The organism is Helicobacter pylori, from assembly GCF_014498195.1.
In the GTDB taxonomy this organism is placed as follows: domain Bacteria; phylum Campylobacterota; class Campylobacteria; order Campylobacterales; family Helicobacteraceae; genus Helicobacter; species Helicobacter pylori_DO.
In genome coordinates, this window is the sequence record NZ_JACTGH010000005.1 from 1 (window position 1) to 19,959 (window position 19,959).

Below are 19,959 nucleotides of genomic sequence, written 5' to 3' on the forward strand. Positions count from 1 at the left end.
CTTAGTTTTCAAAGATCGTTTGCTTTTAATCAGCTATCCTTGTAAGGTATCAAGCGGCTTTTTAAAAGCCCTTGCTGAAACAAGGAAATGAAAGTATAGTCATAGAAAGCTTAAGGTTTGCTTAAATTATAAAAATTTTTGACAGAGTAAGTTAAAATTTTAAAACGATTGGGTTTTGAGAAATCTAAATACCGCCAAAAACATGCGTGCATTCCCTATAAATACACCATTAAGCGCTAATTTATCTCCGTTTTCAAAAATCACTCCATAATAGAGAGCAAAAAATGAAATCATGGATTAGAAAAATCCGCTTAAGCTAACCCTTTTAAATTGGGTGCTTTTTTGTCCCCTTGGTGGGGGGATCGTGTTAGTTCTTCTTAAAGAGTTGGTCTTTAAATGGGTTGTTAAAAGGCTCGTTGGGGGGAAAGTTCTTTTTCTTGGGGGAGTGCTGACTTTTGGGCAACTTGACTACAATTTCAGCGACACTGCGCTCTCTCACACCGCAAGACTTCTTCAAGTCTGAAGGGACAGAATTGGGGGCTTTCTTGAATGTTGGCGATGAAGACTTCAAAGCCTTTCTCCCAAGCGGCTTCTAACACAGGCACAAAATCGGTATCCCTGCTGAACAGCAAAATACACCCTCCTTGTTTGGTGCAATACAGCTTGGTAATATCGTGCACCAACAGTGCATCAACTTGTTTTTGACGCAACTTTAAGTAAGGTATGAAAATCTTGGCTTCTAGACCATTATAGACTTCTTTGTCTTCGAACTTATATACGAATTTGAACTTTACCCGCCCGACTCGTAATTTCACTTGATTTTGTTGGGCGATATTGTGGTTGAAAGATTGGATAATCCCTGATTTATTCACTCTTTCCTCATAATCTTTAGGATTCTTCTCTTTATACTCCTCAAGTTCTTCGTTTTTATTGCCCTTGATTCTAGGTTCAACTTCTGTGAAAGGCTCAGATACATAAAAATAGATCCGCTTCAATTCCTCTTCAGGCTCCAAAAACGAACGGATTAGCGCTAAGAGTTGTTCGGGGCTATTGAAAATGAAATGAGGAGAGCTAAAATGCTTGTCTGTTTTGGGGTTTTTTTGGATTGCTATGAGATCGTGTAACAGATTTTCCCAATCCACAAAAATCGTGGTTTCAGTTTTTTCCATGTTTTCTCCCAAAATACGAATTTGCCATAAGGGTTGATTTATAGCATGGGGATCTAAACATGCCTTGTTTCTTAAAAAAAATAAAAGTTCTGTTCTCATCCAATACAGACATTCAAAGCCTTTTAAAATTTGACAACCAACGCTCCATTAAAGACAGAGCTAAAATTCAGTTTAACAGATAGCAAGCCAGAAAAGAAGTTATCTAGAAAAGAAGTTATTAAAACTTTGCCTTGAAAAAAACGAACGCTAAAGAAAGCTTTAAAAAAGTTGGTAGTAAAAACTAAAATAAAACTAAAATAAAAACTATAAAAGGGATTAGAAAAACTCTTCTCAAGCCAATCAAACCCATTGAAAAAGTTCTACACTAATTTTAAGAGAAGCGGTTAGAAAACGGATTTCAACCCCCAAAGAGCGTTCTACCCATCAGCATTGATTGAAGCATGACTGACAAAAAGCCTTGAAGTTAATGGCGGACTTCTTTAATCCTTGCTGCCTTACCTCTCCTATCGCGCAAGTAGTAGAGCTTCGCGCGGCGCACCCTGCCCACGCGCAACACCTCAACGCTCGCCAAACTTTCGCTATAGAAAGGGAAAATTTTCTCCACGCCGATATTGTTAGCCCCTATTTTACGCACGCAAAAAGTCTTATCCACGCCATTGCCTCTAATCGCAATGCACACGCCCTCAAAATACTGAGTTCGTGTTTTTTCGCCTTCTTTAATGGTGATACCCAATCTCAAAGTATCGCCGGCTTTAAATGCTGGCATGGTCTTGTCTTTTAATTGAGCGTCTTCAAACTGCTGAATGTAGCGGTTTTTCATGTGTTTTCCTTAATGTCAATTTCATGATTTGTGCTGTTTGAATAAATCAAGGCGGTAAAATTTTGTCCTTAATTTTGACAAATCAAGTTTTATTTGCTCAATTTTAGCATGATTTCCTTTAGAATATTCTAAAGGGGCAGGGATTTTATTGATTTCTTTGGATTTAAAAACAGCGTTAGCGAAATTAGGGGCTTCCAAATAATGGTTTTCAAAGCTCTCATTTTCTAAAGATCGGGCATTACCCAAAACCCCTTGAATGTGGCGAGCGATACTATCTATCAAGCACAACGCCCCAAGCTCGCCCCCTGTTAAAATAAAATCGCCTATACAAAAAACCTCATCAGCACTCAATTCAATAGAGCGTTCATCAAAGCCCTCATAACGCCCGCACACCAAAACGACATGCTTTTTTTGAGCCAAACGCATCGCGTCTGTTTGCTTGAAAGGCTTGCCCACCGCGCTTAAAAAAATCGTGTGTTTAGGGTTTTTAATAAAATGGAGCGCGTTTTCTACCATCTCAGGGTCTAAAATTTGCCCTGCACCCCCACCAATGAGCGTGTGATCCGCTTTTTGATATTTATTAGCACTAAAATCCCTAAGGTTTAACACTTCTAATTCAAAAAGATTTTTTTCTAACGCTCTTTTTAAAATAGAATCTTCAAAATAGGGTAAAACGAGTTGCGGGAAAAGGGTTAAAACGCTGAATTTCACTCAACTATTCTCTAAAAGCGTTTTAGCGTTATTGGTGGTTATTTTTTTGTCTTGCAAAAGGATTTCTTTGATATAAAAATCCCTATAAGGGATTAAAAAAATCTTAGCCAAACCTTTTTCAACCAAACTTCTTGCGGTTTCAACCATGAAATAATCTATTTGAGAAATCCTTTGGATTTCTATGACTTTTCCTAAAATCTCGTTTTCTTCCACCACGCTAAGCCCTACTAAATCGCAATAAAAAAACTCCCCATCTTTTAAAACACAGAGTTTTTTACTCTCTTCTTCGCTCATAAAAAGCCCTAAATTAGTCAGCTCTTTAGCTTTTTCAGGTGTGTGGATAGTTTCTAAAAACAACAGGTTTTTAGCATGTTCATAAGAATGGATTGTATATTCTTTAAAAGAAGAAGCACAGGAAAAAGCGTTCAAGGGAGCGGCACTCACCTTAACGCCTTTTTTTAAACACTCCGGAAAATCGCTTTCTAAATGGAGCTTTAACCCCCCATTAAGCCCTACGCTTTTACCAATTCTGCCCACTAAAAGCATAGAAACCATTCAAGGCGTTTGATCGCCTAAAACATGGGGATTTTTATCGCCATTTTTACTAGCAAAAACAACGATTTTATAAGAAAACCCGTCTTTGGCTTTCACGCCAGAAACAAACGCCTTAATCGCGCTCACCATTTTGCCCTTTTTACCGATCACATGCCCCATGTCTGATGGGTGGGTATAAATAGTGATTTGCTTGACTTTATCTTCTAAAAGCGTGTGCTCTACGCTCAAAGCTTGCGGAAAAGAAACAACCTTTTTTAAATATTTTTCTAAAAAAGTTGCCACGCAATGCGAATAGTCTTTACACTCATCTTGAGAAAAAGGCGTGTTCAAAGGATCCAATTCGCACATTTAGCCTCACAAAACCTTAGGCTTTTTGAGAAAGTTTTTCCACCCTCTCGCTCATTTTAGCCCCCACGCCTTTCCAGTAATTCAAGCGCTCCTTATCAATTTTAATATCTTTAGGCTCGCTTAAAGGGTTGTAATACCCAATGGATTCAATCCAGCCTCCATCTCTTCTTTTCCTAGAATCGGTTACCACCACTCTGTAAAAAGGCTTTTTCTTTCTCCCGATACGAGTGAGTCTAATGACTGTCATTACAAAAATCTCCTAAAATATTCGTATTAAATTTGAGATTATACAACAAAAGCGCCTAAAACATGCTTAAAAATCAGCACATTTTAGGGGGCATTTGATTTTTAGCCTGACCCATTAGATTCATCAAATCGCTAATACCCTTTTTATTCGTTAAGCGTTTCGCCATTTTGCTCGCTTGATCAAAGCGTTTGATGATGCGATTGATTTCAGACACTTCTAAGCCGCTCCCTAGTGCGATCCTTTTTCTTCGGCTGCCGTTTAAAATCTCGGGGTTTTCTTGCTCTTTTTTGGTCATGGAATTGACCATAGCCTTGATTTTTTTCACTTCTAAAGAGCTTTCTAAATCCGTGTCTTTTAGCGCGCTTGCCATATTCCCTAAACCTGGAATCATAGAGATTAGAGAACTCATAGAGCCTAATTTTTTCACTTTTTCAATCTGGTTTAAAAAATCGTTGAAAGTGAATTGCCCTTTTTTGAGCTTTTTGCTTAAATCTTTGGCTTCATTAGGGTTTAAAACGCTGGCGGTTTTTTCAGCGAGCGAGATAATATCTCCAGCCCCCATCAAACGCCCCACAATCCTTTCAGGCACAAACACATCTAAATCAGGGATTTTTTCCCCGCTCCCAATAAAACGCAAGGGTAAGCCCAATTGATAAGTGATGCCTAAGGCGATACCCCCTTTAGAATCGCTATCAAACTTGCTTAACACCACCCCGCTCACGCCTATTTCTTCATTAAAGGTGTTCGCGCTTTTGACGCCATCTTGCCCGCTCAAGGCGTCTGCGACATACAGCACTTCATGGGGGTTTAAGATTTCTTTAACTTCTTTTAATTCTTGCATAAGCTCTTTATCAATGGCTAAACGCCCCGCGCTATCCACGAGCAAAACATCAAATTGCGCTTCTTTAGCCCTTTTTAAAGCGTTGTTGGCGATTTCTTTCACGCTTTTATTTTCTTCGTAAAAAACTTCCACGCCCACCTGTTCGCCCAAAACCTTTAATTGCTCCACCGCCGCTAAGCGTTGCAAATCGCATGCGCATAAAAGCACTTTTTTATTTTTGGTTTTTAAATAATGAGCGAGTTTAGCGGTCGTGGTTGTCTTACCGCTCCCTTGCAAACCGGCCATTAAAACCACGGTGGGGGGCGTTTGAGCGAAAGTAAAACCACTGCTCCCTTTAGCGCTTAAAATTTCTAACAAGCTCTTTTCTAAAGCGTCTAAAAATTGCTGCTTACCAATGCCATTAAGTTTAGTTTGACTTTCCACTTTTTTGAGCAATTCCCTAGCCACTTTATGATGCACATCATTTTTTAAGAGCGTTTTTTTCAATTCATCTAACGCCCGATCTAGTGCTTTTTCATCATCTTGAAAGCGGATTTTATTGAGTGCGTTTTTAAACCCATCGCTTAACGCTTGAAACATTTTCTATCCTTTGATTATGGTTGTTCTAACAAATCCAATTCTTGCCTAATCTTACCCTCTTTTTCTAAAAGCGTTTTTAAACTCTCTTTGGCTTTTTCTAGCACGCTTTTAGGCGCGTTTTTGACAAAATTTTCATTGTGCAAATTGAGTTTTAGTTTTTCTTTTTCCAGTTTTTCTAGCTGCTTTTTTAAACGCGCAACAAGCGGGCTTAAATCAAGATTTTCTAAATTTGCATAAGTTTGGCAAAATTCCCCCACATCGCTCACGCTTTTTAAAGGCTTATAAGTTATCACGCTGACTTTTTCTAATTTCGCTAATTTTTGGGCGTAAGTTTGCAAACGCTCTGTGTTTTCTATTTTTTCCCTTAATCCCACGCTCGCTTCTTTTAAAACAATCGGTGGGGTTTCTAGCATGATTTTTAAACGCCTTAAAGACACGATGCAATCTTTGATCACTTCAAATTCATGCTCTAGTTTTTCATCTTGCGCCAAATCTTTAGGGTAAGGCATGACCATGATAGAATGAGCGTTTTCTAGTTCCGTGTTACTGAGCTTGTGGTATAAAGACTCGCTGATAAAGGGCATGAAAGGGTGCAAGAGTTTTAAAGCTTCTTTTAACACGCTCCCTAACTCGTCTATCGCTTCATTTTCCACTTTAGAAAATTCAATGAACCAATCGCAAAATTCCCCCCACAAAAAGCGGTATAACAAAGTCGTCGCATCATTAAAACGATAATTGTCTAAAGCGTTACGAACCTCTTTAGTGACAAGATTCAAGCGCGATTTCGCATAACGCCCCAAAGGCGTTTGGTATTCGTTCAAACGCTCTTTATCTTTGAAAGATTCTTGTTTGAGTTTCAAATAACTCACCGCATTGAAAAGCTTGTTGGCAAAATTCTTGTTATTTTCTAAATGCGTAGTAGAAAGCTTAATGTCCCTACCCGTAGCGCACAAATTGGCTAAAGTGAAACGCAAACTATCCGCACCGTATTTTTCTATCATCTCTAAAGGATCGATCACATTACCCTTAGATTTGCTCATTTTTTCACCTTTTTCATCTCTCACTAAGGCGTGCAAGTAAATATCCTTAAAGGGCAATTCGCCTAAAAGCGATTCGCTGCAAAAAAGCATCCTAGCCACCCAAAAAAAGAGGATGTCAAACCCGGTAATGAGCGTGGTGTTAGGGTAGAAATCTTTCAAATCGTTTTCATTAAACAAACCGCTTTTTTCTTGCCCCCACCCCAAAGTAGAGAACGCCCATAACCCTGAACTAAACCAAGTGTCTAGCACATCTTTATCTTGCTCTAATTTTTCACTCTTACAAGTAGGGCAATTTAAGGGAGCATCTAGGCTCACAAACTGGTGGTTATTCTCGCAAGTAAATACCGGTATTTGATGCCCCCAAAACAATTGCCTGCTGATACACCAAGGGCGTAATTCCCTCATCCAAGCGTTATAATTATTGATCCAATTAGAAGGGTAGAATCGCGCTAAACCTTGTTGGATTTTTTCAATAGAACTTTGAGCGATTTCAGGCTTGACAAACCATTGCTTAGACACATAAGGCTCTACCACATTATGACAACGATAGCAATGCCCCACTTGATGCGTGTGTTCTTCTATTTTTTCCAATAGAGCGTTTTCTTTTAATCTTTCTACGACCTTATCTCTGGCTTTTAATCGTTCTAAATTTTCAAACTCCCCGCAATGCGCGTTTAAAATCCCCTTTTCATCAAAGATTTTAATCATTTCCAAATGGTGGCGTTTGCCCACTTCGTAATCGTTAAAATCATGCCCAGGGGTAACCTTCACACACCCTGTGCCAAACTCCATTTCCACATGTTCATCAGCGATAATAGGGATTGTGCGATTGATTAAAGGCAAGATCGCTTTTTGCCCCACTAAATGCTTGTACCTCTCATCGTTAGGATTGACCATAAGCGCGCTATCGCCAAACAAAGTTTCAGGGCGTGTGGTAGTCACCACTAAATAATCTTTTTGATTTTCTAAATAATATCTAATATAATACAACGCCCCCTTACGCTCTTCATACTCAACTTCAATATCGCTCAACGCCCCGTCTTTAGTGCACCAATTCACCATGTAATTATCTTGAACGATGAGACCTTGTTCATACCATTTCAAAAACGCCATTTTGACCGCTCTTTGCAAGCCCTTATCCATCGTGAAACGAGTCCTAGAAAAGGCCGCACTCACGCCTAAATGCTTCATTTGCTCTAAAATCGCTCCCCCACTCTTTTCTTTCCACTCCCACACTTTTTGAATGAACTCTTCACGCCCTAAATCTTCTTTTTTAATCCCTTGATTTAAAAGCTGCTTTTCTACAACATTTTGCGTCGCAATGCCGGCGTGATCCAACCCGGGCTGATACAAGGTCTTATACCCATCCATGCGTTTATAACGCGCTAAAATATCTTGCAAGCTTAAAGTTAAAGCATGCCCTATGTGTAAGATACCGGTCACATTAGGAGGGGGCATCATCAAGCAAAATCGTTTGTTTTTTTCTTGGATTTTTTCATTGCCATCAATTTCAAAATACCCCCTATGAGAGCAAATTTCATAAATCTTTTTTTCTATCTCTTTTGGCTGGTAGGTGGTGGGTTCTTGTTTCATTATTGTTATTATCCTAAAATAGAGCGTTCTTTCAAAAATGGTTGAATTTTGGAACGCCTTTTGCTTTTACGCTTTTAATTGTTGCGTATTTTTTCAAAATTATACAACAAAGCATTTAAATTAAAAAGGATAGTCCAGTGAATTACTTTTTAAAAGCCCCTATTTTAGGATTTGAGCATATCAATGAAGTGCGTTTGGAAAAAATTGATTCCTTATTCAGCCGATTGGTTAGTCAAACGAACTCGCCCATGGCGTTGGATATGGTCTTAGTGAATCCTTATTGTTTGAGGGAATACAGCTTTGTGATACCCAAATACATAGAATTACTGCTAGAATTAGATTCTCATTCCAAAGTTGAGGTGTATTGCGTGGTCGTGTTGCAAAAAAATTTAGAAGATTCTATGGTTAATTTCTTAGCCCCCTTAGTGTTTAATTCCAAAAATGGCTTTGGCGCTCAAGTGGCGCTTTCTATGATGGATTATCCGGATTTTGGCTTTAGAGATCCTTTGAAAAGCTTTGTGATTAAAGAAAGAGAACGAGCTTAAGGGTTTTTAGCATGAAATTCGCTCTTACAGGGGGAGGCACAGGGGGGCATCTCTCTATCGCTAAAGCCTTAGCCATAGAATTAGAAAAGCAAGGCATAGAGGCTATTTATTTAGGCTCCACTTACGGGCAAGATAAAGAATGGTTTGAAAATAGCCCCCTGTTTAGCGAACGCTATTTTTTCAACACGCAAGGCGTGGTCAATAAAAGCTTTTTTAAAAAAATAGGCTCTTTATTCTTGCAAGCTAAAGCCGCTTTTAAGGCTAAAGAAATTTTAAAAAAACACCAGATCACGCACACCATTAGCGTGGGAGGGTTTAGCGCAGGGCCGGCGAGTTTTGCAAGCTTGCTCAATCACATACCCCTTTATATCCATGAGCAAAATGCGATTAAAGGCTCTCTTAATCGCTACCTTTCCCCTAAAGCTAAGGCGGTGTTTTCAAGCTATGCGTTTAAAGATAAAGGAAATCATGTTTTAACCTCCTATCCCGTGCAAAACGCTTTTTTTGATTTTGCTAGGACTCGAACTGAAATCAAGCATATTTTATTTTTAGGCGGTTCGCAAGGGGCAAGAGCGATCAATGAGTTTGCGTTATTAAACGCTCCTAAACTCACCAAACAAGGGATTAAAATCACGCATATTTGCGGCTCAGACGCTCATGAAAGAATGCGTTTTTTTTACCAGGAATTGGGGCTGTTGGATAAGGTAGAATTGTTCGCTTTCCACAATAATATCACAGAAGTCATGCACAGGGCGGATTTGTGTGTGAGCCGAGCCGGAGCGAGCAGCGTGTGGGAATTGTGCGCCAATGGCTTACCCACGATTTTTATCCCCTACCCTTTTGCGAGCAATAACCACCAGTATTACAATGTCTTAGAATTTGAAAAAGAAAACTTATGCTATGTCGTGCCTCAAAATGAATTATTGCCTAAAAAACTCTTTGAAGTCATTAGAAAGCTCAACCAAAAAGACGATCAAGGCAATAAAAACCTCACCACTATCAGCAACCAATTGCAACAAAAAATCGCTAAAGACGGCGCAAAAACCATTATTGAAACGATTTTGAACACCTAAAATAGCCCATTTTATCAACAATTAAGCGACTAACCATTAAACTTAAGCGATAAATAAGATAAAATTAGGATAGCTCAAATCTTTATAAAAAGAAAAGGATAACCCCTTGCAAAACTTTATTTTTAATAAAAAATGGCTCATCTATTCTAGCCTACTCCCCTTATTTTTTCTTAACCCTTTAATGGCAGAAGATGACGGGTTTTTTATGGGGGTGAGTTATCAAACTTCTTTGACCGTTCAAAGGGTGGATAACTCAGGGCTTAACGCCAGTCAAGACGCATCCACCTACATCCGCCAAAACGCTATCGCTCTAGAATCTGCGGCAGTGCCTTTAGCCTATTATTTAGAAGCGATGGGGCAACAAACTAGAGTTTTAATGCAAATGCTCTGCCCTGATCCTTCTAAAAGATGTTTGCTCTATGCGGGGGGCTATCCTAAAGAAAGTAATGGCGATACAGGCAACAATCCCCCAAGAGGCAATGTCAATGCCACCTTTGATATGCAATCTTTAGTCAATAATTTAGACAAGCTCACCCAACTCATCGGCGAGACTCTACTCCGTAACCCTGAAAACCTTCCTAACGCCAAAGTCTTTAACGTCAAATTCGGCAATCAAAGCACCGTTATTGCTTTACCTGAGGGTCTAGCCAATACCATGAACGCTTTAAACGATGATATTACCAACGCTTTAACCACGCTCTGGTATAACCAAACCTTAACGAATAAATCTTTTAGCACCCCTGATGGCAGTCCTGTGAGTTTTAGCCCTGAAGTCTTGCAACACCTTTTACAAGACGGCTTAGCCACAGTAAACAATAACCAAACCATTTGCAGCACTCAAAACCAATGCACCGCTACTAATGAAGCTAAATCTATCGCTCAAAACGCCCAAAACATCTTCCAGGCTTTAATGCAAGCAGGGATTTTAGGGGGCTTAGCCAATGAAAAGCAATTTGGCTTCACCTATAACAAAGCCCCTAATGGCAGCAATTCCCAACAAGGCTATCAAAGCTTTAGCGGTCCGGGCTATTACACCAAAAACGGCGCTAATGGCACGCAAGCGCCCTTAAAAGAATTACCCGCTGGAGCGACGGTTGGATCAGGCAATGGCCAATACACCTACCACCCTAGCTCGGCAGTCTATTATTTAGCTGATAGCATCATCGCTAATGGCATCACCGCTTCTATGATTTTTTCAGGCATGCAAAATTTCGCCAATAAAGCCGCTAAACTGACAGGCACTTCAAGCTATAGCCAGATGCAAGAAGCGATCAACTATGGGGAAAGCTTGCTTAGTAACACCGCAGCGTATGGGGATTTTATCACCAATTGGGTCGCCCCCTATTTGGATTTAAACAATAAAGGTTTGAATTTCTTGCCTAGCTATGGAGGAAAAGCTAACACCAATAATGCAACCCCTAATTTAACCCCGCAACAAGCCCAACAAGAGCAAAAAGTCATCATGAACCAACTAGAGCAAGCCACAAACGCTCCCACCCCTGCACAAATAGACAAGATCTTAGCCAACCCCTATTCCCCCACGGCAAAAACTTTAATGGCTTATGGGCTTTATCGCTCTAAAGAAGTGATTGGTGGGGTGATTGATGAAATGCAAACTAAAGTGAGTCAAGTCTATCAAATGGGCTTTGCTAGGAATTTTTTGGAGCATAACTCTAATTCTAATAACATGAACGGCTTTGGCGTGAAAATGGGCTATAAGCAATTCTTTGGCAAAAAGCGCATGTTTGGGCTTAGGTATTATGGTTTTTATGATTTTGGTTACGCTCAATTTGGCGCAGGACCTTCTTTAGTGAAAGCCACTCTCTCTAGCTATGGCACAGGCACAGACTTTCTTTATAATGTTTTCACGAGAAAAAGAGGGACTGAAGCGATAGATATAGGTTTTTTTGCCGGCATCCAACTGGCAGGGCAAACCTGGAAAACGAATTTTTTAGATCAAGTGGATGGCAACCATCTTAAACCTAAGGACACTTCTTTCCAATTCCTTTTTGATTTAGGCATAAGGACTAATTTTTCCAAAATCGCTAAGCAAAGAAGATCTCGTTTTTCTCAAGGGATAGAATTTGGCGTTAAAATACCGGTGCTTTATCACACCTATTACCAATCAGAGGGCGTTACAGCGAAGTATAGAAGAGCCTTTAGTTTTTATGTGGGTTACAACATAGGCTTTTGATTAAATAAAATAAGGGAAAAATATGATAAAAAAAGCTAAAAAATTTATACCACTCTTTTTAATTGGCTCTCTCTTAGCCGAAGACAATGGCTGGTATATGTCTGTAGGCTATCAAATCGGTGGCACGCAACAATTCATCAATAACAAACAACTTTTAGAAAATCAAAATATCATCAACAGCGTAACCCAAAGCGCGATCAATATTGCAGGGCCTACTACCGGTTTAATCACTTTAAGCTCTCAAAGCGTCATTGACGCTTTAGGCTATGGCGTGAGTAACACCGTTGGCAACCAATTAGAGGGCATTTCTAATATCTTAAATCAAATTGGCAAAAGAAAAGACTTTTATTCTAGCCGTCAAATCTCTAGCATTTCCCAGCAAATCATAGGGCTTAAAGGAAGCTCTGATCCCTTAAAAGCCCACTCTTCACAACTCACAGCCAAACTCCTTTCCAACACCCAAAGCGCGTTTGATGAAGGCATCGCGCTAAGCACTAGCATCATTAGTTCTATCAATAGCCTTAATCCCAGCAACAACACCAAAGAAGTCAAAGCCCAGCTCCAAAACACCGCGCAATCCATGGCAGAATTATTGCAACAAATTGAACACAGCATCACTAAAACCACTAGCACCACTTACGCGCAATCCTTGCTCTCCAATCTGACCGATGCGGTGAATGCCTCTAGCGATAATACCGCTTATGTGAGCGCTTTAAAAAATGCTTTGACCACACTTGGGGTGGGGTATTTCCCTACGACAACCACAACGCATGTGGTGCTAAACCCACCGGGACAAATCGTATTTTATCCAACTAATTCCATTTTAGGCTCTACTTCTTCAAACAGCAACAACCAACAACAATACAACAACACCCTTTTAATGAACACTTTACAAGGGACATTAACCACCAATAATCAAAATAACCCCAATGGTTGCACCAATCAAGTCCAATGCTTAGAGCAATTCATCCAAAATTTAGCCCCTTTAGCCGCAACCCCCACTTCAAATAACCAAGCCAACCAGCAAGTCCAAGCCATCGCTCAAAAGCTTCAAAGCGTTGCTATCAACACTTTAGACAACAATGCGATCAACAACACCACCTATAATTTAAACAACTTGCACAACGCTTTGAATTTCCAAGCCTATGAAAGCACGATAACACAATACAATAACGCTTTAAAACAAATTTCGTGGATTAGTTTTACTGAGCCTAAAAACCTGCTCAAAAACACTTCCAATAACTACCAAATCGGCACCGTTACCAACGCTCAAGGGCAAAATATCAGCGCCTATGATTGCGCAAGCGCTACCGGGAGCCTTTCTAGCGATGCTTCTAGTGGGATTTCATGCAAAGCCACAAGCTCCACGAATAACACAAACAACACAAGCAGTTTTGACAATTCTTTAGTCGCTACCTCCAAAGTCCAAACCATAGGGGGCAAAGAGCAGATCGGCGTGAATTCTTTTAACCTTGTTTCTCAAGTGTGGAGCGTTTATAACTCTTTAAAAACTTCAGAAGAAAATTTGCAAAAAAACGCTCAGATACTATGCCCAAATAGCAGCGGCTCGCAAGATGCATGCAATAACAATAATTCGGGGGGTTTGAGCATCAGCGGGAACGCCCAATTGCAAAATATTTTAAGCTCTACGACTAGCGCTAATACTCAAGCTAAAAGCAACGCTCCCAAACTGAAAGCGACGGTGGTGGTGAATAATGAAGAAGAAGCTAAAACGGCCAATTTAGCTCAAAGCAGTGGGGCGAGCAATCAATCCCCTAGCAGCACGGTGATGGGAGCTTTAAACACCGTATTGCAAAATGTCAGCAATTTCCAACAAAGCATTCAAAGCACTTTTCAAAACCAAGAAAGTAATATCCAAGCTTGGGCGAATGCGATCTATAACACTAATGGGAATCAGTCGCAATATATGACTCCTAACAATAACCAAGATTTACACATCCAATTAAGAGCGAATTTCTACCAGCTTATCAATACGATTAACCAGCAAGTGCCTACAGACATGAACGCTTTAATCAATCAAAGCCAACAAGCCCAACAAACAAGCGGGGCAGCAAGCACCACAAATAACGCATGCGCGAGCGGAACGAATGGGAGCGGTAGTAACTGGTGCTATCAGCAATGGTCCGATTCTAAGGCTTATTACAGCGGGTTGCAAAATGCTTTAGGGTATCAAACACAAGCGACAACTCAAAGCGGGAACAATGGTGGGAACAGCATCACCTACAATGTCCAACAAATCACGCTCACTAGCAATGGTTTGCTCAATCAAATTATCACAAATCTTAAGGGCGTTAATGGGGGCAGTAATGGGGGAAGCAGTGGAAACGGAAATGGAACTAGCCAAATCAACACAGCCTACCAAATGCTCACAGACGCCAGCGATGGGAAATTAGGGACTTATGCTAATAACGCCTACCAAACATGCAATAGCGGAGCGAATGGAAATAGTAGTAATTGCTACACCCCTAGCAAAACGCAAAACACCACTAACGCAACCACCACAACCGACAGCAATTTACAAAAAGTCTATAGCGACGCCCAAAAAATAGCCAACATTATCGCCAGCTCTGGGAACAATAAAGGCGTTGAAAACGGCTTAAAACAATTCTTTGAAGCGCTAAAAAGCAGTAATAATCTTAGTAGTTTGTGCAGTAGCAGTGATAATAGTAGTGCTACTTGCTCCGGTGGGCTTATCAACCTTTTAGGGGCAATCCCCACAAATGGGGTGAGCGATACGAATAATTTAATCAATTTGCTCACTGAATTTATTAAAACCGCCGGGTTTATCCAAAATAATAACAATAGTAGCAATGATACTAGCTTAAAAAGCGCTTTTCAAGCCATTACGAGCGCTATTTCTCAAGGGTTTCAAGCCTTACAAAACGATATTAGCCCTAATGCGATTTTAACCTTGCTCCAAGAAATCACTTCTAACACCACCACCATTCAGTCATTCTCGCAAACCTTACGGCAGCTTTTAGGGGATAAAACCTTCTTTATGGTGCAACAAAAACTCATTGATGCGATGATTAACGCCAGAAATCAGGTTCAAAACGCGCAAAATCAAGCCAATAACTACGGCTCTCAACCCATTTTAAGCCAGTATGTGGCCGCTAAAAGCACCCAACACGGCATGAGCAATGGCTTAGGGGTTGGTTTGGGCTATAAATACTTCTTTGGTAAAGCGAGAAAATTGGGCCTTAGGCATTATTTTTTCTTTGATTACGGCTTTAGTGAAATAGGCCTAGCCAATCAAAGCGTGAAAGCGAATATCTTTGCTTATGGGGTAGGCACGGATTTTTTATGGAACTTGTTCAGGAGGACTTACAACACTAAAGCGTTGAATTTTGGGCTATTTGCTGGGGTCCAATTAGGCGGTGCAACTTGGCTTAGCTCTTTAAGGCAACAAATCATTGACAACTGGGGGAACGCCAATGACATCCATTCAACGAATTTTCAAGTGGCGCTGAATTTTGGGGTACGCACCAACTTTGCAGAGTTTAAGCGTTTTGCTAAGAAATTCCACAATCAAGGGGTCATCAGCCAAAAGAGCGTGGAATTTGGGATCAAAGTGCCTCTCATCAATCAAGCGTATTTGAATAGTGCTGGGGCTGATGTGAGCTATAGGAGGCTTTATACTTTCTATATCAATTACATCATGGGGTTTTAAAAAAGGGCGCGTTATGGAAATCTTACAATTCATCGGCTATGGGAACATGGCTCAAGCGATCTTAGAAGGCTCTCATGAGATCTTATCCAAGCGTTTTATTTTAGAGATTACTGGGCGAAACCCTGAAAAAATCGCCCCCTTTTTACAAGAAAAAAACATTCAAGCCCAGATCGTGCCTTATAAAGACGCTATTGATATACACCAAAAATTCGTGTTTTTATTGTTTAAGCCTTATAACCTTAAGGATTTTAATTATCAAGGGCAAGCCAAAAGCGTTTTGAGTGCACTAGCTGGGGTGGATTTTGAAGCTTTAAGCAATGCGATGGATTCTTTGCATTACTTAAAATGCATGCCCAACATTGCGAGCAAATTCGCTCTTTCTTCTACAGCGGTGTGCGAAAAATCGGTTGCACCTTCAATAAGCGAGAAAGCTTTGAGTATTATTGAGAGTTTTGGGAATTGCGTGCGAGTGGGAAACGAAGAGCAGGTGGATGCCAGTATAGCGACCAATGGGAGCACGCTCGCGTTTTTAAGCTTGGTAGCGAGCGGTTTGAAAGATGCCGGCATCAGAGAGGGCTTGAGCGCTAGAGATTCTTTAGAGTTGGTAAAAATGAGTTTTAAAGGCTTTGCCAAGCTGTTAGAAAAAGAACGCCCCGAGGTGATCATAGAGCAAATTTGCACCCCTAAAGGCGCAACGATTGAAGGCTTGAGCGTTTTAGAAAAAAGGGGGGTTAGGGGAGCGTTTATAAAAGCATGCCATGAAAGCGTGAAAAAAATGCGCCTCTAAAAATTACACTCTTAAAAATCAGCGCGATGCATTTAGACAGACAGAGTTTGGAAAAAGCCAAGTATTTGATCCAAAGCGGTCTGATTGACACCATAGAAGTAGGCACGATCAAGGGCTTGCAAGAAATCCATCGGTTTTTGTTTGAAGGGCTGTATGAATTTGCCGGGAAAATCAGGGATAAAAATATTTCTAAAGGGAATTTCAGGTTCGCTAACTGCTTGTATTTGGATTTGATTTTACCCAGAATTGAGAGCATGCCGCAAAGCAATTTCAATCAAATCATAGAAAAATATGTGGAAATGAATATCGCCCACCCTTTTTTGGAGGGTAATGGCAGAGCGACTAGGATATGGCTTGATTTGTTGCTTAAAAAGGAATTAAAAAAAATCGTGCTTTGGGATAGGATTGATAAAGCCGCTTATTTGAGCGCAATGGAAAGGAGTCCTGTGAATGATTTGGAAATCAAAACGCTTTTAAAAAAGCATTTGAGTTCTAATACCAACGATCCCTTAACTTTCATTAAAGGCATCACGCAGTCATATTATTATGAAGGGCTTTGAAAAAATACTAAAATCATTTTTTATAATCCAATACGAAAGAGTTTGACGCTAGTCAAGAGATAGTTTTTTATAACGCGATCTTAGGGGATTAGTGGGATTTAGTTGGGGGGTTGCAGGAGGAAATGTTTTACATCCTATCCCCCCTTTACTATAAAATAAAATTTAAAATATAAGACAAAATAATTAAAGCCCCATTTTAAAAGAAATTAAAAGCTTTATTTGTCAGTATTAAAGCAATCTAAAACTAATCTTGTGCCCGTTCAATCAAACTCAAAGGCAAGTCAAACGCTTTAATGAGTTCGCCCTCTTTTTGGCGTTGTTCGCCCTTATCTTTTTCATGGTCATAGCCTAACAAGTGCAACACCCCATGAATGAATAAAAGAGCGATCTCATTTTCTAAGCTATGCCCTAATTTCAGGGCGTTTTCTTGGGCTAATGGTGCATTAATGACCACGCTCCCTAAAGGGGTGTGAGGGATCGCTTCTAAAGGGAAGCTCAAAACATCGGTGGCGTAATCGCAACCCCTTAAATCCCTGTTGATTTCTCGCATGGTTTCATTGCTCACCAAAACAAGCTCAATGATTTGAGTGGGGGCTAAAACATTTGCGATTTTTTCTAATAATGAAAAGTCTGATTCTAGCGGGGTTTGGTTGTCTATTTCTAGCATCAATAAGATATAAAAAGAAGTTTAAAAAAGCCCTAAAATTTAGGGCCTATAAAGATTAAGCGAAAGAACCTTTAACTTGTTCTACCCATTTTGAAATTCTCTCATCAGTGAGATCATCTTGATTGTCTTCATCAATCACTAGACCCACGAATTTACCGCCTTCTACCGCTTTAGAAGCTTCAAAATGATAACCATCAGTGGGAGTTTGTCCTACCACTTTGCCGGCTTTAGCTTTTTCATAAATGTGGAAAATGCCTTCCGCAAAAGTTTCGCTGTAAGTGTCTTGATCGCCCAAGCCTACAAGCCCAATGGTTTTATTCGCAAAGTCGCTCGCTTCTAGTGTGCCTAAAAAGTCTTCCCAATCCGTTTGCAAATCGCCCGCACCAGCTGTTGGAGCGACTAAAATAACCTTTGTAAAGCCATTAAATTGCTCTTTAGAAGCTTTAGCCACATCAATCACTTCGGCATTACCAATAGCCTTGCTGATTTTTTCAGCAATGGCTTCAGCGTTCCCGCTATCTGTCCCAAAAAAGATACCAATTTTTCCCATGTTCTCAATCCTTATTTTTAAGATATTAACGCACCCGCTTTATGCGAATGCTTGTGGGTGCAGTCTAGCGCATTTAATTAAAAATCTTGCTTAAAAACCCATTTTGCGCGAATATCGTTTCAATAAAAACCATATTAAAAGCACTATAAGAACAAAACTTATCACAAAAAACGAAGTGTAATGAGAAAGCCTTTCATACAGCGTTTTCACCCAATCGCTCGCTTGAAAAGAAACGCTCCCCACGATTAACGCCCACAAAAAACTGGAAAAAACATTAAGCCATAAAAATCTTTTTAAAGGGTATTTGCTAAAACCAACCGCCAAAGGCACAACGCTTTTAATCCCATACAAATATTTATTGACAAAAATCATGAGCAAGGCGTAGCGTTTCACCCACAAACTCGCTAAAGCAAGCTTTCTTCTATGCTTTTGGAAATACTTTAAAAACTCTCTTTTTTGATAGCGGGCAAAGATTACAAGAGCCCCACTCCCTACCATATTCCCTAAAAAAGCGACAAGAATGGTTATTTTTATATCCAAAGCGTGCGTGGTAGCGCTCAAAATAGAAGCGATAACAATCCCCACAAACCCACCCCCCAAAGAATATAAAAACAAAATAAGATAACCCCACTCCTTAAAACCCTCTTGAAAACGCAACAACGCTTCTTGCATAAAAACCCTCTTTTGATTCGTTTTTATTTTCATGTTATCCAAACTTATTCAACCTATTGGTGATTTAAACGCTATCTTTTAGTATAATGACAGCATTATCCTAATAACCTAAAAGATATAGAGATGAATACAGAAATTTTAACCATCATGTTAGTTGTCTCAGTGCTTATGGGATTGGTAGGCTTAATAGCGTTTTTATGGGGGGTTAAAAGCGGTCAGTTTGACGATGAAAAACGCATGCTTGAAAGCGTGTTGTATGACAGCGCGAGCGATTTGAACGAAGCGATTTTACAAGAAAAACGCCAAGATAATTAAAAGAATTAAAATAAAAGGATAGAAATGAGCCAAGAAATTTTAGATGTGTTGATAGTGGGCGCAGGGCCTGGGGGCATTGCCACAGCTATAGAATGCGAAATAGCCGGCGTTAAAAAGGTGCTTTTGTGCGAAAAAACCGAAAGCCATTCAGGCATGATAGAGAAGTTTTATAAAGCCGGTAAAAGGATTGATAAAGATTATAAAAAGCAAGTCGTAGAGCTTAAAGGGCATATCCCTTTTAAAGACAGCTTTAAAGAAGAAACTTTAGAGAATTTCACTAACCTTTTAAAAGAGCATCGCATCACGCCAAGCTATAAAACCGATATTGAGAGCGTGAAAAAAGAAGGCGAATACTTTAAAATCACCACCACTTCTAATACAACCTATCATGCTAAATTTGTGGTGGTTGCGATCGGGAAAATGGGCCAACCAAACCGCCCTACTGCTTATAAAATCCCTGTTGCGCTCTCCAAACAAGTGGTTTTTAGCATCAATGATTGTAAGGAAAATGAAAAAACCCTTGTGATCGGCGGAGGCAACTCAGCGGTGGAATACGCCATTGCTTTGTGCAAAACCACCCCTACCACCCTCAATTACCGCAAAAAAGAATTCAGCCGCATCAATGAAGACAACGCTAAAAACTTGCAAGAAGTCCTAGACAACAACACGCTTAAAAGCAAGCTTGGAGTGGATATTGAAAGCCTAGAAGAAGATAACACTCAAATTAAGGTGAATTTCACCGATAACACGAGCGAGAGTTTTGATCGCTTGCTGTATGCGATCGGCGGCTCTACCCCTTTAGAGTTTTTTAAACGCTGTTCTTTAGAATTAGATCCTAGCACCAATATCCCCATAGTGAAAGAAAATTTAGAGAGCAACAATATCCCTAATTTGTTCATCGTGGGCGATATTTTATTCAAATCAGGAGCGAGCATCGCTACCGCACTAAATCATGGCTATGATGTTGCGCAAGAAATCGCTAAAAGGTTGCACTCTTAAAGC

The 19,959-nt window shown here is 40.0% G+C and carries 18 protein-coding genes and 1 pseudogene; 8 read left to right on the forward strand and 11 right to left on the reverse strand.

The window, feature by feature from the left end:
• Positions 1–367: 367 nt before the first annotated feature.
• The 8 genes and pseudogenes from H7N67_RS03205 to valS all read right to left on the reverse strand — a co-directional run bounded on the left by H7N67_RS03205 (position 368) and on the right by valS (position 7,903).
• Positions 368–1,169: pseudogene (locus H7N67_RS03205) on the reverse strand (NYN domain-containing protein).
• Between the two features lie 463 nt (positions 1,170–1,632).
• Positions 1,633–1,989, reverse strand: a complete 357-nt coding sequence (rplS, locus tag H7N67_RS03210; protein WP_000797699.1) for a 50S ribosomal protein L19 — start codon at positions 1,987–1,989, stop codon at positions 1,633–1,635.
• Between the two features lie 21 nt (positions 1,990–2,010).
• Complete coding sequence (gene trmD / locus H7N67_RS03215; protein WP_187939036.1) at positions 2,011–2,700, reverse strand: tRNA (guanosine(37)-N1)-methyltransferase TrmD; 690 nt, start codon at positions 2,698–2,700, stop codon at positions 2,011–2,013.
• Positions 2,701–3,255 (reverse strand): ribosome maturation factor RimM, encoded by a 555-nt coding sequence (gene rimM, locus H7N67_RS03220; RefSeq protein WP_187939037.1) that lies wholly within the window; start codon positions 3,253–3,255, stop codon positions 2,701–2,703.
• A complete protein-coding gene (locus H7N67_RS03225; protein WP_187939038.1) occupies positions 3,256–3,603 on the reverse strand; it encodes a KH domain-containing protein in 348 nt (115 codons plus the stop codon).
• A 16-nt stretch (positions 3,604–3,619) separates the two neighbouring features.
• Positions 3,620–3,850 (reverse strand): 30S ribosomal protein S16, encoded by a 231-nt coding sequence (rpsP, locus tag H7N67_RS03230; protein WP_000216125.1) that lies wholly within the window; start codon positions 3,848–3,850, stop codon positions 3,620–3,622.
• A gap of 73 nt (positions 3,851–3,923) precedes the next feature.
• The gene (ffh, locus tag H7N67_RS03235; RefSeq protein ID WP_187939039.1) at positions 3,924–5,270 is read right to left on the reverse strand and encodes a signal recognition particle protein; all 1,347 of its coding nucleotides are present in this window, start codon (positions 5,268–5,270) and stop codon (positions 3,924–3,926) included.
• Between the two features lie 14 nt (positions 5,271–5,284).
• Positions 5,285–7,903 carry a valine--tRNA ligase gene (valS, locus tag H7N67_RS03240; protein WP_187939040.1) on the reverse strand — a complete coding sequence of 873 codons (2,619 nt, stop codon included), beginning with the start codon at positions 7,901–7,903 and terminating at the stop codon, positions 5,285–5,287.
• Positions 7,904–8,040: 137 nt separating this feature from the next.
• Between valS and fliW the strand changes: the two genes are divergently transcribed.
• From fliW to fic, 6 genes are all read left to right on the forward strand, one after another.
• On the forward strand, positions 8,041–8,448 hold the full coding sequence (fliW, locus tag H7N67_RS03245; RefSeq protein ID WP_078260885.1) for a flagellar assembly protein FliW: 408 nt from the start codon (positions 8,041–8,043) through the stop codon (positions 8,446–8,448).
• 11 nt (positions 8,449–8,459) lie between these two features.
• Entirely contained in the window at positions 8,460–9,521 is a 1,062-nt protein-coding gene (murG, locus tag H7N67_RS03250) for an undecaprenyldiphospho-muramoylpentapeptide beta-N-acetylglucosaminyltransferase (protein ID WP_187939041.1), read from the forward strand.
• 106 nt (positions 9,522–9,627) lie between these two features.
• Positions 9,628–11,715: a Hop family outer membrane protein HopI gene (gene hopI / locus H7N67_RS03255; RefSeq protein ID WP_187939042.1), complete on the forward strand. Its 2,088-nt coding sequence runs from the start codon at positions 9,628–9,630 to the stop codon at positions 11,713–11,715.
• 22 nt (positions 11,716–11,737) lie between these two features.
• A complete protein-coding gene (gene hopL / locus H7N67_RS03260) occupies positions 11,738–15,406 on the forward strand; it encodes a Hop family outer membrane protein HopL (RefSeq protein WP_187939043.1) in 3,669 nt (1,222 codons plus the stop codon).
• Between the two features lie 13 nt (positions 15,407–15,419).
• Complete coding sequence (gene proC, locus H7N67_RS03265; protein WP_187939044.1) at positions 15,420–16,193, forward strand: pyrroline-5-carboxylate reductase; 774 nt, start codon at positions 15,420–15,422, stop codon at positions 16,191–16,193.
• A 26-nt stretch (positions 16,194–16,219) separates the two neighbouring features.
• The gene (gene fic, locus H7N67_RS03270; protein ID WP_187939045.1) at positions 16,220–16,753 is read left to right on the forward strand and encodes a protein adenylyltransferase Fic; all 534 of its coding nucleotides are present in this window, start codon (positions 16,220–16,222) and stop codon (positions 16,751–16,753) included.
• Positions 16,754–16,997: 244 nt separating this feature from the next.
• Here fic and ybeY read toward each other — a convergent pair whose 3' ends face one another.
• From ybeY to H7N67_RS03285, 3 genes are all read right to left on the reverse strand, one after another.
• A complete protein-coding gene (gene ybeY, locus H7N67_RS03275; protein ID WP_187939046.1) occupies positions 16,998–17,420 on the reverse strand; it encodes an rRNA maturation RNase YbeY in 423 nt (140 codons plus the stop codon).
• Positions 17,421–17,475: 55 nt separating this feature from the next.
• Entirely contained in the window at positions 17,476–17,970 is a 495-nt protein-coding gene (locus H7N67_RS03280; RefSeq protein WP_000516050.1) for a flavodoxin, read from the reverse strand.
• Between the two features lie 90 nt (positions 17,971–18,060).
• Positions 18,061–18,642 (reverse strand): DedA family protein, encoded by a 582-nt coding sequence (locus H7N67_RS03285; RefSeq protein WP_187939047.1) that lies wholly within the window; start codon positions 18,640–18,642, stop codon positions 18,061–18,063.
• A gap of 123 nt (positions 18,643–18,765) precedes the next feature.
• Here H7N67_RS03285 and ccoS point away from each other — a divergent pair, with 123 nt between their 5' ends.
• Together ccoS and H7N67_RS03295 are read left to right on the forward strand one after the other, a co-directional pair.
• A complete protein-coding gene (ccoS, locus tag H7N67_RS03290) occupies positions 18,766–18,957 on the forward strand; it encodes a cbb3-type cytochrome oxidase assembly protein CcoS (RefSeq protein WP_001922079.1) in 192 nt (63 codons plus the stop codon).
• A 24-nt stretch (positions 18,958–18,981) separates the two neighbouring features.
• On the forward strand, positions 18,982–19,956 hold the full coding sequence (locus tag H7N67_RS03295; RefSeq protein ID WP_187939048.1) for an NAD(P)-binding domain-containing protein: 975 nt from the start codon (positions 18,982–18,984) through the stop codon (positions 19,954–19,956).
• The last annotated feature ends 3 nt before the right edge of the window (positions 19,957–19,959 follow it).